Below are 15,498 nucleotides of genomic sequence, written 5' to 3' on the forward strand. Positions count from 1 at the left end.
GTGCTATTGGACGGTTACGGGGGCATCAGTGTCGGGTCCGGATATTTTCATTTCCTATAGTCGCGAAGACCGCGCGGTTGCGCGCCGGTTCGCCGACGGCTTGGGAGCAGCGGGCTTCGAGGTATGGTGGGATGCCGCCCTGCATTCCGGCGAGACATTCGACGAGGTAATCGAACGCAACCTGCGCGCGGCGAAGGCTGTCGTCGTGTTGTGGTCGCCGCGTTCGGTGAAGTCACGATGGGTTCGGGCAGAGGCGACGCTGGCAGACCGCACCGGGCGACTTGCCCCCGCGATTATCGAGCCGTGCGACCGTCCGATCATTTTCGAACTGACGCATACGGCGGAACTGGCGCACTGGACGGGTGAGCAGGACGATGCCGCATGGGGCCAGTTCGTCGCCGACTTGCGCACGCTTGTCGGCGAAAGCGCCGTGGCGGAAGGCCGCATCGCCACCAAGGCAAAGCCGCAGCAGCTGACGCCGTTAGAAGAGCCTGCGGTCGCGGACGATCCCGATGCGCGCGAAGAGCCTGCGGCGAAAGTAACCGCCTTCCCGGCTTTTGCCGCCAGGCCAGAGGCTTACGAATCCGATCAGACCCAGCTTTCGGGCTATGCCGATCTGGCATATGCCGAACAGCACGTGTTGGAAATGCTGGACGATGCGGAAAGCGCGCCTTTTGCTATCGGACCGTTGGGGGCCCGGATCGGGCGTTCGGCCCCGGCCGATGTCGTGCTGGGCGATCCGCGCGTGTCGCGCAGCCATTGCGAACTTGTATTTTCCGACGGACAACTCGTGGTGTCGGACCTCAACTCAACCAACGGCACGTTCGTCGATGACGAGCGGGTGGAGGGAACCGTGCCGTTGCCCGTAGGCTCGGTCTTGCAGGTCGGAGGGATCCGGCTGGTTCACGAAGTGCGCGCCGCGGTCGCCGCGCGTTAAGGGGCTGCCCGGCTTGCTGCGACACCCACCGCGTCCGCGTTTGACGCTGAATGTCGGGATCACCGGCCACCGTGCCAATGCCCTGGATGAAGCGATAACCGCTGAACTGGGAGAGAACCTGGACCGGGTGCTTCTATCGCTGATCGGCGCGACGCGATCACTGCGCGAGAGCGAGCCGGAGCATTATGCCGCCGAACCGCCGCTGTTCCGGTTCCATACCGCGCTGGCTACCGGGGCGGACCAGATCGCAGCGCGATCGGCGCGGCATCACGATTTTGAAGTCCGCGCGATCCTGCCGTTTTCGGAGGCTGAATACACGCACGACTTCGCATCGGGCGAGGAACACCGCGAGTTCAAGCGGCAGGTCGCCGCTGCGGACGAGGTGTTCTGCCTGCCCGGCAAGCGTGCCCACGAAGAGGATGCCTACGTCCTTGTCGGCAAGGCGATCATCGCCGCCGCCGATATTGTGGTCGCCGTCTGGGACGGGGACGAGGGCAAGGGCCGGGGCGGCACCGCGCATGTCGTCGAACTGGCGCTGATCGCGGGCGTGCCGGTCATCCACATTTGCGTCGACCGGACGAACAAGACGATCAGCGATGTTCGCCTGCTGATCGGCGGCGAAGTGCTGGACCCCGAAGTCGCGTCCTTGGCAGGGCCGAAAGATTACATCCACCTCGTGACCGGCGTTCTCGCGCCGCATGGCGAAATCGAAAAGCAGCACATCGCGCAATATCTGGCGGAGATAGAGCAGACGACCAACTGGCGCATCGAGTATCCGATGATGCTCAGCCTGTTGCGGATCAAGAAGCTGCCGCGCCGCCCGTGGCATCAGGGCCGTGTCGCCGATGGACACGAAGCGGGCAGCGGCAAGTCCGGCGATCTCGACACGCGGACGCTGGACGCGGCCTACGACTGGGCGAACTTCCTCGCCATCCGTTATGCGCAACTGTTCCGCAGCGGGCATGTCACGAACTACGCGCTGGCCGCACTGGCGGTGATCGTCGCGCTGACCGGATTGATCGTGCCGTCGATCAAGATCTGGCTGGTCATGGTCGAACTAAGCGTGATCGCGCTGCTATTCTACAACACACATTGGGGCAGCAAGGGAGAGTGGCATCGCAAGTGGCTGCAATATCGCCATCTTGCGGAATCGCTGCGTCCGCTGGCCTACCTGAAGCGTACCGGACTGGCCGGTCCGCCGTTCCGCGCTGATTTTGCCGAGCGCTCTGCCCGTCACGAGGAATCGACCGACTGGACCCGATGGTACGCCGCCTCAATCTGGCGCCAGATGGAGGCGCCCATCGGGACGATGACCGATGAGACCGTGCGCAAGCTGGCGCACGACGTTCTGACTGAACAGGTGCGCCCGCAGACCGCCTATCACGAGATCAATGCCAAGCGCATGCACGACATCGATCACAAGCTGCACGAGGTCGGCAATTTCCTTGTCGGCGGGGTGATCGCGGCCTGTTCGCTCTATATCGTGGTCTATTTCTTCATGCACGACTGGGTAAAGCCGCTGACCGCGCCTTTCGTCTTCGTCACGGCGGGTTTCCCCGCGTTGAGCGCGGCGGCATTCGGTTTGCGCGGACATGGCGAGCATCTGGTGACCGCCAGCCGATCGATCAGCACGGTGCGCGCCCTGCGCGGAAACGGCGCGCGGCTGGAAGATGCCACCGAGTTGGACGTGCTGACCAAGGAACTGCGCGATACGGCAGAAATCATGCTGTCGGACCTGAACGAATGGTCGCTGGCCTATCGCGAACGGTCTTTGCAGGTGCCGGGTTAAAGCAGGCCGCCTAGCCTAGCGCTTCTCTGCGTCCAGTTCGGATTCGATTTCGGTCTCTGTAATGGTCGGCAGGCGGTCCATCCACAGCCGCTCCATCATCAAATAGGTGAAGGACGCGCTCCACGTCACCAGTACCAGCCCGGTCAGCGCCTCCACCCCCGTGACCATGCGGATGGCGCCATGCGGCACGATGTCGCCCAGGCCAAGCGTGGTGTAAGATGCGATCGAGAAGTAGAAATGGTCGACCAGCCATCCCGCCCCGCCGGTGGTCAGGCCTTGCAGGTCGCCGAAACCCGTGACCTCGATCAAAACGAGGATGGCCGCGAAGACCAGGACCTCAAGCGTGTGGAGGGCAAAGATTACAAACAATACGACGAGCAGTGGGTGGCGCACAGCGGGTTCGCGCAACTGCACCGAATGCGCCAGCCAGCGCAGCCCGAAAAAGTGCATGTAAATCGTGATCGCAACCCCGGCGAATGCGCCCAGCAGTCCGACGAAGGCCTCGGTAATCACTGCGCCGCTCTGGCCCGGTTCAACAGGGCCTGAAGGTACGACTTGGTCTGCGATGCCTTCACCACCGAATTGCGCGCCTCTGCCTCTGTCGAGGTGCCGCGCATCGAAGCCTCCAGCGTGTCGAGATAGCTGGTGTATTGCTTCGCCGCGTCGGCCGATGCCTGGCGGATGCGATAGCCTTCTTTCTCTTCGTCGCTGGCGTTCGATCCCGGTTTGCGGCTGCTCGCCAGCCGATCGATTTGGCGCGCGATGTCGCGGGCGGAATCGACGTTGCGGTCGAATTCGCGGCGTGTGGCGGCAGACACGCCGGCATCGGATGTCGCGGCTGGCGTGCTGGCGGCGATGGTGGCCGTTTCGGTTGCGGTCGGCGTGCTGCTATCGGGCGTGGCTTCCGCTGCTTGCGTCGCGCTGTCGGTGCCCTTGGCGCGATAGGTGGCGGCGGCCAGCGTGCGCAGGGTGCTGTATGCCGCGATCTCTTCGCGAACCGCGACCAGCGTTGCCTCCAGACCTTGCGCCTGTTCGACGGCATCGGCCTTGTCGCGCAGGCCCGCGAACCCGGCCTTCAGGTCGTCTGCCGCCTTGCGCCGCTGCGGGCTTTCGCCACGTGCGGAGTTGCTGCGCGAAACGTCGGCCCACGGCAGGTCGCGTGCCACGGTCCTTGTTCGCGCTTCCCCGGCGGATCGGGCGGCGGAGGCGAATTCCCGCAGCCGGGCGACGGCGGCTTGTTCGGAATCGACCGTTTCCGCGTCGGCGGTCAGCATTTCGGTCAGATCGTCGCCCATGCCCGCATTGGCCGCTTCTTCGGCAAGGGCCGTGAACATCGCGGGGAATTCGGACGCGTCGGCGGGTGCCGAAATCATGGGTGTCGGCGCAGACGGAACGGGGCCGTCGCCGCTTTTGCCGCCAAAGATTTGCCATCCGGCGAAAGCGAGAATAGCGCCGACGATAACGACCGCGATGGCGGGCTTGGCGATGCCCTCCTTCTTGTCATCCTTGGCCTTGTTGTCGGCTTCCTTCGCTTTCTTCGTGGGCTCCTTGGCCAGAGCCTTGTCAGCCGGAGGCGGGGTGTCCGCCTTTTTAGCGGTTGGCGTCTCGGCCGACGCTGGGGCCACATCGTCCGACTTGGCTGCGGGCTCGTCCTTCGGCGTCTCGGCCTTTTCCGCTGCCACGGCAGGCTGGACCGGGACCTTCTCCGCCTCGTTCGGCTTCGGTCGTCCGACGAATTTCGCCTCGTCTGGCTTGTCCGGCACGCCGGTGCTTAGCGCGCCGCCGCCAAATCCCTTGGCGATGGGCGCGACGGGCTTGATGGTATCGGAACCGGTGTCGAAAACCGCGATGCGGGTCGCATCTTCGTCGTCTTCGTCGGGCTCGAAAGGGGTGCTCTCGGTTCGGATATCGTCGGCCTCGAACATATCGAGCCATTGTGCGATGGACTGTGGGCGATCCTGCGGGCGGATCGTCATCGCCGCGTCGATCGCCTTCAGGAATGTGCGGCTGAACCCAGGCCAGTTGCCTTCGACCAACGGCTTCCCCGCACCGCCGTGCAAACGCTCCAGCACTTCCGGCGGCTTCTCGCCCGATACGCATTCGTACAGCACAACGCCCAGCGCGTAGATGTCGGTCCACGGCCCTTGTTCGTACGTGCGGACATATTGCTCGATCGGGGCGTAGGGCGGGGTGTGGAACGTGACCTTGGTGCTGGTCGCTTCGCCGGATTCGAAGCGGGCGGAGCCGAAGTCGATCAGCACAGCCCTGTCATCGTCGCCCACCATGATGTTCGGCGGTTTGATATCGCGGTGGAGCACGCCGACGCGGTGCGCGCGGTCCAGCCCTTCGGCAATCGGCAGGATGATCTTGGACAGGGCGGCCTGATTGAACTTCGTCCCGCTTTTCAAAAGGCGCGACAGCGGCGTCCCGTCCTCGAAGTCCATGACCATGTAGGCCGTGCCGTGAATTTCGAACAGCGAACGCACCGAGACGATGTTGGGATGGCGCGTCGGCGTGGATAGGTTCCACAGCAACTTCGCCTCTTCGACGAATTTCTTCAGGCCAAGGGCGTGAACTTCCTCGGCATTGGAATCGACCGGAACGACGGTATCGTCCTCGTCCCGCTCGCTGATTGAGCTGGGGAAATATTCCTTGATTGCAACAAGTTCGTCAAAATAAATGCCGCGGCCTTTATAGACGATGCCAAAACCGCCGACGCCCAGTACTTCTTCCAGCCGCCATTCGCGCAATATCGTGCCAGATGGTAACGCCTTGGTACTGTAAGCCTTGCTCATTGCCGAGGTGCCCCCACCACTGTTACATGGTTAACAAGTCGCACAGGACGATACCGTCTTTCAACCGCAAAGGCAGGATTAAGGCCGGATATGAGCCCCAAATTCATCACCGCCTGCCAGAGCGAGGTGGGCCTGCGCCGAAAGATCAACGAAGACAATTACTTGGACCGTACTGCCGACGGTTTCTGGGTCGTCGCGGACGGCATGGGCGGGCACGAGGCGGGCGAGGTCGCCAGCGCCATGATCGTGGAGGCGACGCGTGATCTGCCGGTTTCGGCCGATTCAGGCCAGACCGCAGAGGCCGCGATGGCCGCGATTCACGAAGTTCAGCGCAGACTGGTCGACCTTGCCCGCGAAGGCGCGACGCCGCGCACCATTGGCACGACGGTCGTTGGCCTTGTCATCGCGGGCGGGGAATTTCGGTGTTTCTGGGTGGGCGACAGCCGCATCCTGCTGGTCCGCAACGGCGCGATTCAACAGCTGACCCGCGATCACAGTCTGGTGCAGGACCTGATCGACGCGGAACTGCTCGATCCTGCGGATGCGGAGAGCCATCCCGATGCGAATGTCATCACGCGCGCGGTGGGTGCGGACAAGGAACTGGTGATTGATTGCGTATCGGGCCGGACCCAGCCGGGGGACCTGTTCCTGCTGGCCAGCGACGGTGTGACCAAGGTTCTTCATCCGGAGGAAATCTGCGAGCACCTGACTTCACGCAATCCGCGACAGGCGACGGCAACGATGGCGAAGGTGATCCTTGATCGCGGGGCCCCGGACAATTTCACTTCGATCATTGTTCGGGTGCTTTAGGTCCGGTCGGCGACTGTTCTCTTTCCTATCAGGTACCTGTGACGATTAGGCATTTCTTGAACGTTGAAATCGTCTCTAATCTCCCAATCAACACCATATAAAAAAACAATTTTCCAGCCTTCGAGATGAAGGTCGGCGGCGTGCTTGCGTGCTACCGAGGTGGCAATCGGGAGAATGGCCGGTGACTGACTGGGGGGCGCTCTATGCCCGGCGGATGAAGGGCGTGATGCCTTCCGACATACGCGAGAAGATGAAGCTGCTCGACCGGGCGGAAATCATCCATCTGGGCGGCGGCCTGCCCGACCCTGCGATCTTTCCCTACGAGCCTTTGTCGGACGCATCGGCGCGATTGTGGGCCGATCGCGCGCGGGCGCAAACCGCGCTGCAATACGCGCCCAGCGAGGGATACCTGCCGCTGCGGGAATGGATTGCGGGCTACATGACCCGGCAGGGCACGGCTTGCGAAGCCGACAACGTGATTATCACCAATGGATCGCAGCAGGGCCTCGATTTTCTGGCAAAACTGCTGCTGTCGCCGGGCGACAAGGCACTGGTCGAAATTCCCAGTTTCATCGGCGCGTTGCGTGCGTTCGATGCCTACGAACCGCAATATCTGGGCCTTCCCGAAGACAGCGCCGACTGGAACCCTACGGATTTGGCGGGGGCCAAGTTCTGCTATGTCGGGCCGGATTTCCGCAATCCAACCGGCACCTGCATGTCGCGCAAGGATCGGCTCGCCCTGCTCGATCTTGCCGACGATACCGGCATGGCGATCATTGAAGACGGATGCTACGAACAGCTTCGCTACGAAGGCGAGGACATCGCCTCGGTCGCGGCGCTGGCCGCCGAGCGATACGGCAGCATCGAGCGATCACCGGTGCTGCATACCGGCACCTTTTCGAAGACGATCGCGCCTTCGCTTCGGGTAGGGTGGATTGCCGGTCCGCGCGACGTCATCCGGCGGTTGGTCCTGATCAAGCAAGCGAGCGATCTAGCGACGAGCGCGCTGAACCAGATGCTTCTTCTCGATGTCGTAAGAGATCACCTCGATACTTCGACCAGGATTGCCCGAAGCGTCTATCGCGACCGTTGCCGATCAATGCTCGATGCGATGGAGGAGTTCATGCCGCACGGCGTTTCGTGGACGAGGCCGCAGGGCGGCCTCTATGTCTGGGCGGAATTGCCGGACGGTATCGATGGCGCGGCGTTGGCGGCACGAGCGCTGCTGGAACGATCGGTTTCGATCATTTCGGGGTCGGCGTTCTATCCGGCCAATGCGACCAACATCGTGCCAAAGCCGAATACGTTTCGTCTAAGCTTCTCCATGATCCCCGCCGCCGCCGCGCGCGAAGGGATCGAACGCCTTGGCGGCCTGATCCGCGAAGGATAATGACCCACAAAACCCCCCCGACCCCGGCACGGAACCAAGGCGACGACCGTCGATGAAGGCAATCGCGGTAACAGGGGCAGGCGGCCTGGACGATGTGGGTGTGGTGCAAGTCGCCGAACCGCGGGCGACAGCGGACGAGATCGCGATCAAAGTTCACGCAGCCGGTCTGAATCCGGCGGACTGGAAGCTGGCCGAGGGGTGGTTGGCCCCGCATTTGCGCCTCCGCTATCCTCAGGTTCTCGGCTTTGATGCCGCGGGCGTAATCGTTGATGTCGGTGCGCAAGTCGCCGGCTTCTCGGTCGGAGATCGGGTTGTCGCCAAGACTTCGGTCGCACGAGGGGGCGCAGGTTCGCTGGCGGAGATTGTTACGGTACCAGCAAAGACGACGTGCAAACTTCCTGATACCATCGCCTTCAGCCAATCCGCCGCAGTGCCCACAGCCGGTGTCACCGCCTTTGAGGCATTGCTGGTTGCTGGTGGATTGCGGGGCGGGCAAACGGTCCTCGTCAACGGCGGGGCAGGCGGTACCGGCAGCTTTGCACTCGCCCTTGCGCGCAAGATTGGGGCCAAGGCCGCCGCGACGGCGCGCCGTGTCAACCACGACAGATTGGGCGAGCTTGGCGCGATTGCCTTCGATTACACCGATCAGCATTGGCTGGATGATTTTTATACCCGGTTTCCCGGCGGCGTGGACGTGGTGCTGGACACGGTGGGGCAGGGCAGCTTGCCGCAAGCGTTGGACCTGATCAGACCGCGGGGAAGGCTTGTCGCGATCGGAACGCTTGCCAAGGGCGAGCCGGTTTCGGACGCCGAAATGGCCGCCGCGCGTGGCATCTCCGTCATAACGGCGATGGCTAGCCGAGGTCGCGAAGGCGACCAATTGCGCAGCCTGATCGCGGATTTGGAAAGGGAAGCGATCCCGTTTCCGCAGGTTGAGGTCGTGTCGCCATGCGATTGCGCGTCCGCGCTTCGGCGCATCAAGGGCGGGCATGTCTCTGGCAAGATCGTCGTCGATATCGCCGAAGGGCCTTGGCGATGAAGGCGCGGTTTGCGACCGGACTGGATCCGATAAGCTGACCAAGGGGACGCCATCATGACGAAGCTGCAAGACCGCAATGACGCACAGGCGATAGAAACTGTTTACGCCCACTATTGCACCGTTATCGACAGCAAGGATTTCACCGGCTTGCGAGAGGTATTTCTGCCCGATGCCGTGCAGGATTATCGCAGTTCAAACGGCATTCTTGAGTTCGGGGTGGAGCCGTTGATTACCCGGCTCACCCGGAACATGGGTCATGGATCGCTTTGCGGCGAAACCGCGCATTCGGTCAGCAATATCAGGATCAAGGTCGACGGCGATACGGCCCGCGCCAAGGCCCGGTTTCATGCGACCCATCACGGGCTGGAACACTTTGTTGGCAAGCGCTACGCATGTTGGGGCGAATACAGCGACGATTGGGTGCGTACCGATGATGGGTGGCGCATTACCCGCCGCCATTATCGCAATACCAGGACCGAAGGCCCGGTCGAGATTATCCGCGGCAGGCCAGCGCCAGCATCGTAACGCTAGGGCTTGTGCAGGCGGACCGGCATCGCCTTGATCCCGCCGACGAAATTGGACCGCAGACGGCTCACCTCTCCCGCCAATTCGATGTCCGGGAATCGCGAAAGGATTTCGTTCAAGACAGCGCGCAGTTCAATGCGGGCAAGATCGTTACCAAGACAGCTGTGCCGACCGAAGCCGAATGTCAGGTGCCGGTTCGGTTTCCTCTCCAGGTTCAGCGTAAACGGATCGTCGAAAACCGCCTCGTCACGGTTGGCGGAGGGGTAGAGCATGACGACCTTCTCGCCCTTGCGAACCGTCTGGCCCGCAATCTCGATATCGCGCGTTGCGGTGCGGGCCATGTAGATGATGGGTGTCACCCAGCGCAGAAGTTCTTCGACCGCCACGGGCATGATCGACCGGTTCGCGGTAAGCTGGGCCCGCTGTTCGGGGTGTTCGATCAACGCCAGCATCGCCCCGCTGGTCGCGTTGCGGGTCGTCTCGTTCCCGGCGATGGCCAGCAAGAAGCAAAAACCCAGAATTTCCATATCCGTCAAAGGCGTGCCGTCGATCCGCGCTTCGACCAGAAGGCTGACCAGGTCATCGCCCGGTGCGGCCCGCCTTTGCGCGATGAAGCGCGAAAAATAGCCGAACATCGCCTGCTGCGCCGCCATTACGGCCTCTCTTGGCACATCGACGTTGCCATATTCGGGGTCTTCCGAACCGACGACGGCGTTGCTCCATTCGTACATCTGGTCGCGATCGTCGGTCGGCACGCCCAACAATTCAAGGATGACATCCAGTGGCAAGCGCATGGCGATGGCATCGACGAAATCGATCACCGGCTCTCCGCCCTGTTCGGCAAGCGCGATGCGACGGGCGGCAACTTCGTCGGCGATCAGTCGGCACCGCTCAACGATATGTTCTTCCAGCGCGCGCATCACACTGGGCTTGAACCGATCGCGCAGGATAGTGCGGTTCTTGTGGTGCTCGGGCGGGTCCATCGACAGCATCAGCGGCACGCTGCGCTTCATCGCCGCACCTGCCTGATCCTTGCGCAGGATCGTGACCCCCGGCGCGCTGATGAAATTGTCGCTGTCCTTGCCGATGGCGGTGATGTCCCCATAGCGGGTGATCGCCCAGAACGGCTCTCGCAATCCGTCGTCGTACCACGCGACGGGCATGTCGCGCCGCATGCGGGTCCAGACCTCATGGGGATAGCCGTGGCTGGCAAACCGGTCGGGGTCGAAACAATCCGGGTCGGCTATTGGGCGATTTGCGAACATTGTGCTTCTCTTTTCTGTCATCGATTGGCGGTACATTCTCAGCCTGCCGCCGCGATTACCGCGATTTCCAGCCGATAGGCGTCGGATGCGAGGGTCGTCTGGATCGTCGTGCGGGCCGGGGCGCTTCCGGCAGGAAGCCAGGCATCCCATGCTTCGTTCAGGGGTGCCATGTCGGCAAGGTCGGCCATGAAGACCTGAACGCTCAACATGCGGGACCGGTCGCTACCGCATTCGGCCAGGAGGTTGTCAATTCTGTCGAGGATTTCGGCGACTTGCGCTTCGATGGGGCCGCCGCGATTGTCGATCGCGACTTGCCCGGAAAGATAACAGGTTCCGGCATGGACGGTCGCCATGCTCATGCGTGGATTGCCGGAGATTCTCTGGATTTCGGCCATCTGGTTCACCCTTGTTTTTGAGGTCTTGTAGTCTGCGAGCATCAGGCCAGCGAAGCGCCGCCATCCACGCTCCACGTCGCGCCGGTCACGAACGATGCGGCTGGACTGGAGAGGAACAGGACGATGCGTGCAACTTCGTCCGGCTCTCCGAACCGGCCCAGCGGAACCTGCGAAAGTTGGCGGCCAGCACCGATTTTCTGCTCTTCGGTCAACGCTTCAATTCGCGCGCTGATCGACTTGGTCAGGATCGGCCCGGGCGCGACCGCGTTGACGCGGATGCCCGATGGGGCGAGCTCTTTCGCCGTCACTTGCGTCAATGCGATCAGTCCGGCCTTGGAAGAGGCATAGGCCGCCTTGCCCGCCGTAGGGCGCAGGCCCTGGATCGACGCGATATTGACGATAGCGCCCGATCCCGCCGAGACCATGATGCGCGCGGCTGCCTGCGCCATGCGCATCGCGCCTTTCAGGTTGATGTCGAGCAACAGGTCCCAGTGCGCTTCGCTGATCTCGGCCAACGACGCCGACGGAAACAGGCCCGCCGCGTTGATCAGGATGTCGACGGTGCCGTGCGATGCGACAGCATGATCGACAACGCGATCCGCAGCCTCCCAATCGCCGATATCGAGGGTGAAGGACGTCGCTGCGGGGCCATCCATGCTTTTTAGGGTGCCGGCCAACCCGTCGCGGTCCTTGTCGGCCAGAACCAATTTCGCGCCCGCGGCGGCAAAGCGTTGGGCGATGGCGCGCCCGATCCCGGCAGCCGCGCCGGTGACGACGGCGACCTTGCCTTCAAGCGAAAGCAGCGCATTCGGATCGAGCATGGCCGCTTTCGAGCTCAACGTCGCAGGTCCTCTGCAATGATCGCCCCGACTGCGCGAATTTCCTCTTTCGCGCGATCCACTACGTCGACCAGCGTGAAAAACCCGTGCGTCATGTCAGGGTGGTCGCGCAGCGTGATCTCTACGCCATCGGCGCGCAGCTTTTTCGCGTAGGCCACGCCTTCGTCGTGCAAGGGATCGCATCCCGCGACGACGACGATTGTCCTTGGCATGCCGGTCAGATCCTCGGCCCGCGCCGGAGCGGCAATGGGATCGATCCGCGTAGCGGGCAGGACGAACTGATCCCAGAACCAGCCGATGTCGGCGGAAGAAATCAGATAGCCACCGTCGCCGTACAACTCGTGCGACGATCCGGTCAGTTCAGGCTCAATCGCCGGGTAAGCCAGCAGCTGCAGCGCGATCTCCGGTGCGCCCTCAGCCTTGGCCCGCAAGGCAAGCCCCGCCGCGATGTTCCCACCGGCGCTGTCACCCGCCACCACCAGCGGCAGGGCGGGATCGCGCAGCGCGGCGATTGCCGCCCAGCCGTCGTCATGTGCAGCCGGGAAGCGGTGTTCGGGCGAAAGGCGGTAATCGACGCTCAGCACTTCGCACCGGCTGGCATCGGCCAGTTCCCGGCAGGCAGGATCGAACCCGTCCAAGGTGCCGAAGACCCAGCCGCCGCCATGGAAATAAAAGATCTGGCCGATTGGATCGCCACCCAGCGGCGTATAGCGGCGCACGGGCACCGGGCCAGCGGGCCCAGCGACCGTCAAGTCCTCCATAGCCGCCACCTTCGCCCCCCGGTTCGGCGGCAAGGCTTGTTGCGACACACGAAAGGTTTCGCGGGCGTCGTGCGGCGTACCCTCTGCGAATCCGGGCAATTGCAGTTCTGCTCTTTTGTCCAGCATCGCCTGTATCTGGGGGTGAAGCGCCATGGCCGATCCCGTCCCTCATTATCGTTGCGGGCGAACCGTCGCCATCGCGGCGGCAGCACGCAATTGCCGGATCGGTATCGGTTCGATGTGGCTTCGGCAATCGACCTGCGGGCCCTTGCGCTCCTAGGCTTTTGGTACGCGTTTGCAGGGGCAGGATCGTGCCGCCGGCGAACTGATGAAAGTGACCGGGAGGATCGCGATCCTCGGGAAAACGAAAACATGGGTGCGATGCTCGATAAAAGGATGACGGCGGCGGATATCGTCGGCCAGATCGAAAGCGGGATGACGATAGGCATTGGCGGCTGGGGCCCCCGGCGCAAGCCGATGGCGCTGGTACGCGAACTGTTGCGCAGCGATGTGACCGACCTGACCGTGGTCGCCTATGGCGGTGCCGATGTCGGCATGCTGTGCGCGGCGGGCAAGGTGAAGAAAGTGATTTTCGCCTTCGTCTCGCTGGATGCGATCCCGCTGGAACCGTGGTTCCGCAAGGCGCGAGAGGCGGGCGGGATCGACGTTCTGGAAATGGACGAGGGCATGTTCCAGTGGGGTTTGAAGGCGGCCGCCTTCGACCTGCCGTTCCTGCCGACGCGCGTCGGGCTTGGCACCGACCTGGCCGAGCTTGGCGGATTCAAGACCATCACCAGTCCCTATGCAGATGGTGAGACGCTGATCGCGATGCCCGCGATCCCGCTCGACATCGCGTTGATCCATGTGAACCGCAGCGATTGGCGCGGCAACGTGCAGGTTTTCGGCCCCGACGTCTATTACGACGAGTGGTTTGCCAAGGCGGCCAAGCGCGCGTTCGTATCGTGTGAGGAGCTGGTCGACCGGATTGAGGATCATTATCCCGACGATGCGCAAAGCAACCTGTTCGAGCGCTGCTTTGTAACCGGCGTCGTCGAAGTCCCCGGCGGCGCGCATCCCACGTCGATGCCGCCCCACTATGGTTGGGACATGGCTGCGCTGAAACAATACGCAGCCGCCGCCAGGGAACCGGGCGACTGGACAAGCGTGGCCGATCAATTCGTGGACGAGAGCGAGGATGCCTACATGAAGCGCAATGGCGGATGGGAAGCGGTGGCGAAACTGCCGCTGCCGATATTCTGATGGCCGAAGCAACCCTTGCCGAATTGTGCATCCTTGCCGCGTCAGAGGCGTTTCGCGGCAATGGCGAGATTGTCGCAACCGGTGTGGGGCCCGTGCCCCGCACGGCTGCCGGACTGGCGAAACTGACGCACACGCCCGAACTGATGATGACCGACGGCGAATGCTATCTGGTCGAACAGCCGGTGCCCATCGGCCCCCGCGCATACGACGATCGCAAACCTGCGGGATACCTGCCGTTCTCTCGCTTTTTCGACAGCGCGGTCTGGACCCGGCGCAGGCACGCGATGGTCACGCCGACCCAGCTTGACCGGTTCGGGCAGATCAACCTGTCCTACATGGGCGGCACCCACGCTCAGCCGAAAGTCCAGATGCTGGGGGTGCGCGGCTTTCCGGGGAATTCGATCTACCACCCCAATTCGTTCTTTTTCCCCGTTCACAGCAAGCGGGTCTTCGTGGAGGGCGAGGTCGATATGATCTCTGGCGCTGGGTACAACCCGGCCAAGCGTAAGGCGGGCGGCAACTTTTCAGGCATCGATCTGCGCCGGATCGTCACGAACCTGTGCGTCATGGATTTCGGCGGTGCGGATAACGCGGTGCGCGTCATCTCGTTGCACCCCGGCGTGACATTCGATCAGGTGCAGGACGCGACCGGTTTCGAACTGGAACTGGCAGACGACGTGGCGCAGACGCCGGTACCCGATGCGGAAACGCTGGCCATTATCGCCACGCTCGACCCGCACAACGTGCGCAGCAAGGTCATCAAGGACAATCCCCCCGCAACGGGAGCAGCCGGATGAGCAGCGACATCGTTCCGCCCGAACCAAGTGGCCACATCTACGAAACTGACGAGCCGATCCTGTACGCGGCGAAAGACGGTATCGCGTGGATTACGTTGAACCGGCCGCAGTTTCACAACGTACAGAACAGCCAGATGACCTATGCGCTGGACGATGCCTTCGTGCGGGCAGTGGACGATGACGCGGTGAAAGTCATCGTGCTCAAATCGGATGCCAAGCATTTCAGCGCGGGCCACGATATCGGATCGCCGGGTCGCGACTTTCACGCCAGCGTCGAGCGCCGGTTGGGCTGGTACGATCATGCCAACAAGGCGGGGGCTGAAAAGGCCTATATCCGCGAGCAGGAACAATACCTCGGCATGTGCAAACGCTGGCGCGATTTGCCAAAGCCGACCATCGCGCAGGTGCACGGCGGCTGTATTGCCGGTGGGTTGATGCTGGCCTGGGTCTGCGACCTGATCGTGGCGTCGGACGACGCGTTCTTTCAGGATCCGGTGTTGCAGATGGGCTTTCCGGGTCTGGAATACTTTGCGCATTGTCATGAACTGAATGTGCGCATTGCAAAGGAATTCCTGTTTCTTGGCGAACGGATGCCCGCCGCGCGTGCCTATGAAATGGGCATGGTCAATCGCGTCGTCCCGCGTGACGATCTGGCTGGCGAGGTGCAGAAAATCGCAAGCCGCATTGCCGAGCAGCCCCGACTGGCGTTGCAGCTGGCCAAACAGGCCTGCAACCACATGGAGACTCTGGCGGGCAAGAACGCCGGGATCGATGCGGCATTCGGCTATCACCACTTTGCCCATGCCAACAATACGCTGGTGAAGGGCGACTATATCGCCGGGTTCGACGGCAAGAAGATGGCTGCTGCAAATAAGAAGCAGTCCGGCGAAAGCTGA

15 protein-coding genes are annotated in these 15,498 nt (G+C 62.7%); 9 read left to right on the forward strand and 6 right to left on the reverse strand.

Going from position 1 to position 15,498, the window contains the following annotated elements:
* The first annotated feature begins 28 nt into the window (after positions 1–28).
* Together AB433_RS19345 and AB433_RS19350 are read left to right on the forward strand one after the other, a co-directional pair.
* A complete protein-coding gene (locus tag AB433_RS19345; protein WP_053058987.1) occupies positions 29–937 on the forward strand; it encodes a TIR domain-containing protein in 909 nt (302 codons plus the stop codon).
* Between the two features lie 40 nt (positions 938–977).
* Positions 978–2,726, forward strand: coding sequence for a hypothetical protein (locus tag AB433_RS19350; RefSeq protein ID WP_053058988.1), 1,749 nt, complete (start codon positions 978–980; stop codon positions 2,724–2,726).
* A gap of 15 nt (positions 2,727–2,741) precedes the next feature.
* Here the strand turns inward: AB433_RS19350 and AB433_RS04740 are convergent, their stop codons facing one another.
* Together AB433_RS04740 and AB433_RS19355 are read right to left on the reverse strand one after the other, a co-directional pair.
* Positions 2,742–3,239, reverse strand: coding sequence for a potassium channel family protein (locus tag AB433_RS04740; protein ID WP_047820131.1), 498 nt, complete (start codon positions 3,237–3,239; stop codon positions 2,742–2,744).
* Positions 3,236–5,521 (reverse strand): serine/threonine-protein kinase, encoded by a 2,286-nt coding sequence (locus AB433_RS19355; protein WP_053058989.1) that lies wholly within the window; start codon positions 5,519–5,521, stop codon positions 3,236–3,238. The genes AB433_RS04740 and AB433_RS19355 overlap by 4 nt, the downstream gene beginning before the upstream one ends.
* A gap of 90 nt (positions 5,522–5,611) precedes the next feature.
* Between AB433_RS19355 and AB433_RS04750 the strand changes: the two genes are divergently transcribed.
* From AB433_RS04750 to AB433_RS04765, 4 genes are all read left to right on the forward strand, one after another.
* The gene (locus AB433_RS04750) at positions 5,612–6,331 is read left to right on the forward strand and encodes a PP2C family protein-serine/threonine phosphatase (RefSeq protein WP_047820132.1); all 720 of its coding nucleotides are present in this window, start codon (positions 5,612–5,614) and stop codon (positions 6,329–6,331) included.
* Positions 6,332–6,512: 181 nt separating this feature from the next.
* The gene (locus AB433_RS04755) at positions 6,513–7,721 is read left to right on the forward strand and encodes an aminotransferase-like domain-containing protein (RefSeq protein ID WP_053059164.1); all 1,209 of its coding nucleotides are present in this window, start codon (positions 6,513–6,515) and stop codon (positions 7,719–7,721) included.
* 52 nt (positions 7,722–7,773) lie between these two features.
* Positions 7,774–8,760: a quinone oxidoreductase family protein gene (locus AB433_RS04760; RefSeq protein WP_047820134.1), complete on the forward strand. Its 987-nt coding sequence runs from the start codon at positions 7,774–7,776 to the stop codon at positions 8,758–8,760.
* A 54-nt stretch (positions 8,761–8,814) separates the two neighbouring features.
* Positions 8,815–9,285 (forward strand): nuclear transport factor 2 family protein, encoded by a 471-nt coding sequence (locus AB433_RS04765; RefSeq protein WP_047820135.1) that lies wholly within the window; start codon positions 8,815–8,817, stop codon positions 9,283–9,285.
* Positions 9,286–9,287: 2 nt separating this feature from the next.
* On the opposite strand, the gene AB433_RS04770 is transcribed toward AB433_RS04765, so the two are convergent.
* The 4 genes from AB433_RS04770 to AB433_RS04785 all read right to left on the reverse strand — a co-directional run bounded on the left by AB433_RS04770 (position 9,288) and on the right by AB433_RS04785 (position 12,698).
* Complete coding sequence (locus AB433_RS04770; protein ID WP_047823333.1) at positions 9,288–10,550, reverse strand: cytochrome P450; 1,263 nt, start codon at positions 10,548–10,550, stop codon at positions 9,288–9,290.
* 38 nt (positions 10,551–10,588) lie between these two features.
* Positions 10,589–10,909: a RidA family protein gene (locus tag AB433_RS04775; RefSeq protein WP_245626586.1), complete on the reverse strand. Its 321-nt coding sequence runs from the start codon at positions 10,907–10,909 to the stop codon at positions 10,589–10,591.
* Between the two features lie 77 nt (positions 10,910–10,986).
* A complete protein-coding gene (locus AB433_RS04780; protein WP_047820136.1) occupies positions 10,987–11,766 on the reverse strand; it encodes an SDR family NAD(P)-dependent oxidoreductase in 780 nt (259 codons plus the stop codon).
* A 14-nt stretch (positions 11,767–11,780) separates the two neighbouring features.
* On the reverse strand, positions 11,781–12,698 hold the full coding sequence (locus AB433_RS04785; RefSeq protein ID WP_047820137.1) for an alpha/beta hydrolase: 918 nt from the start codon (positions 12,696–12,698) through the stop codon (positions 11,781–11,783).
* 228 nt (positions 12,699–12,926) lie between these two features.
* Here AB433_RS04785 and AB433_RS04790 point away from each other — a divergent pair, with 228 nt between their 5' ends.
* From AB433_RS04790 to AB433_RS04800, 3 genes are read left to right on the forward strand one after another with little or no spacing between them, the layout of a single operon-like run.
* Positions 12,927–13,805, forward strand: a complete 879-nt coding sequence (locus AB433_RS04790) for a CoA transferase subunit A (protein ID WP_047823337.1) — start codon at positions 12,927–12,929, stop codon at positions 13,803–13,805.
* Positions 13,805–14,602: a CoA-transferase subunit beta gene (locus AB433_RS04795; RefSeq protein ID WP_047823339.1), complete on the forward strand. Its 798-nt coding sequence runs from the start codon at positions 13,805–13,807 to the stop codon at positions 14,600–14,602. The genes AB433_RS04790 and AB433_RS04795 overlap by 1 nt, the downstream gene beginning before the upstream one ends.
* Entirely contained in the window at positions 14,599–15,498 is a 900-nt protein-coding gene (locus tag AB433_RS04800) for an enoyl-CoA hydratase (RefSeq protein ID WP_047820138.1), read from the forward strand. The genes AB433_RS04795 and AB433_RS04800 overlap by 4 nt, the downstream gene beginning before the upstream one ends.

Source organism: Croceicoccus naphthovorans, from assembly GCF_001028705.1.
GTDB classification, from domain to species: domain Bacteria; phylum Pseudomonadota; class Alphaproteobacteria; order Sphingomonadales; family Sphingomonadaceae; genus Croceicoccus; species Croceicoccus naphthovorans.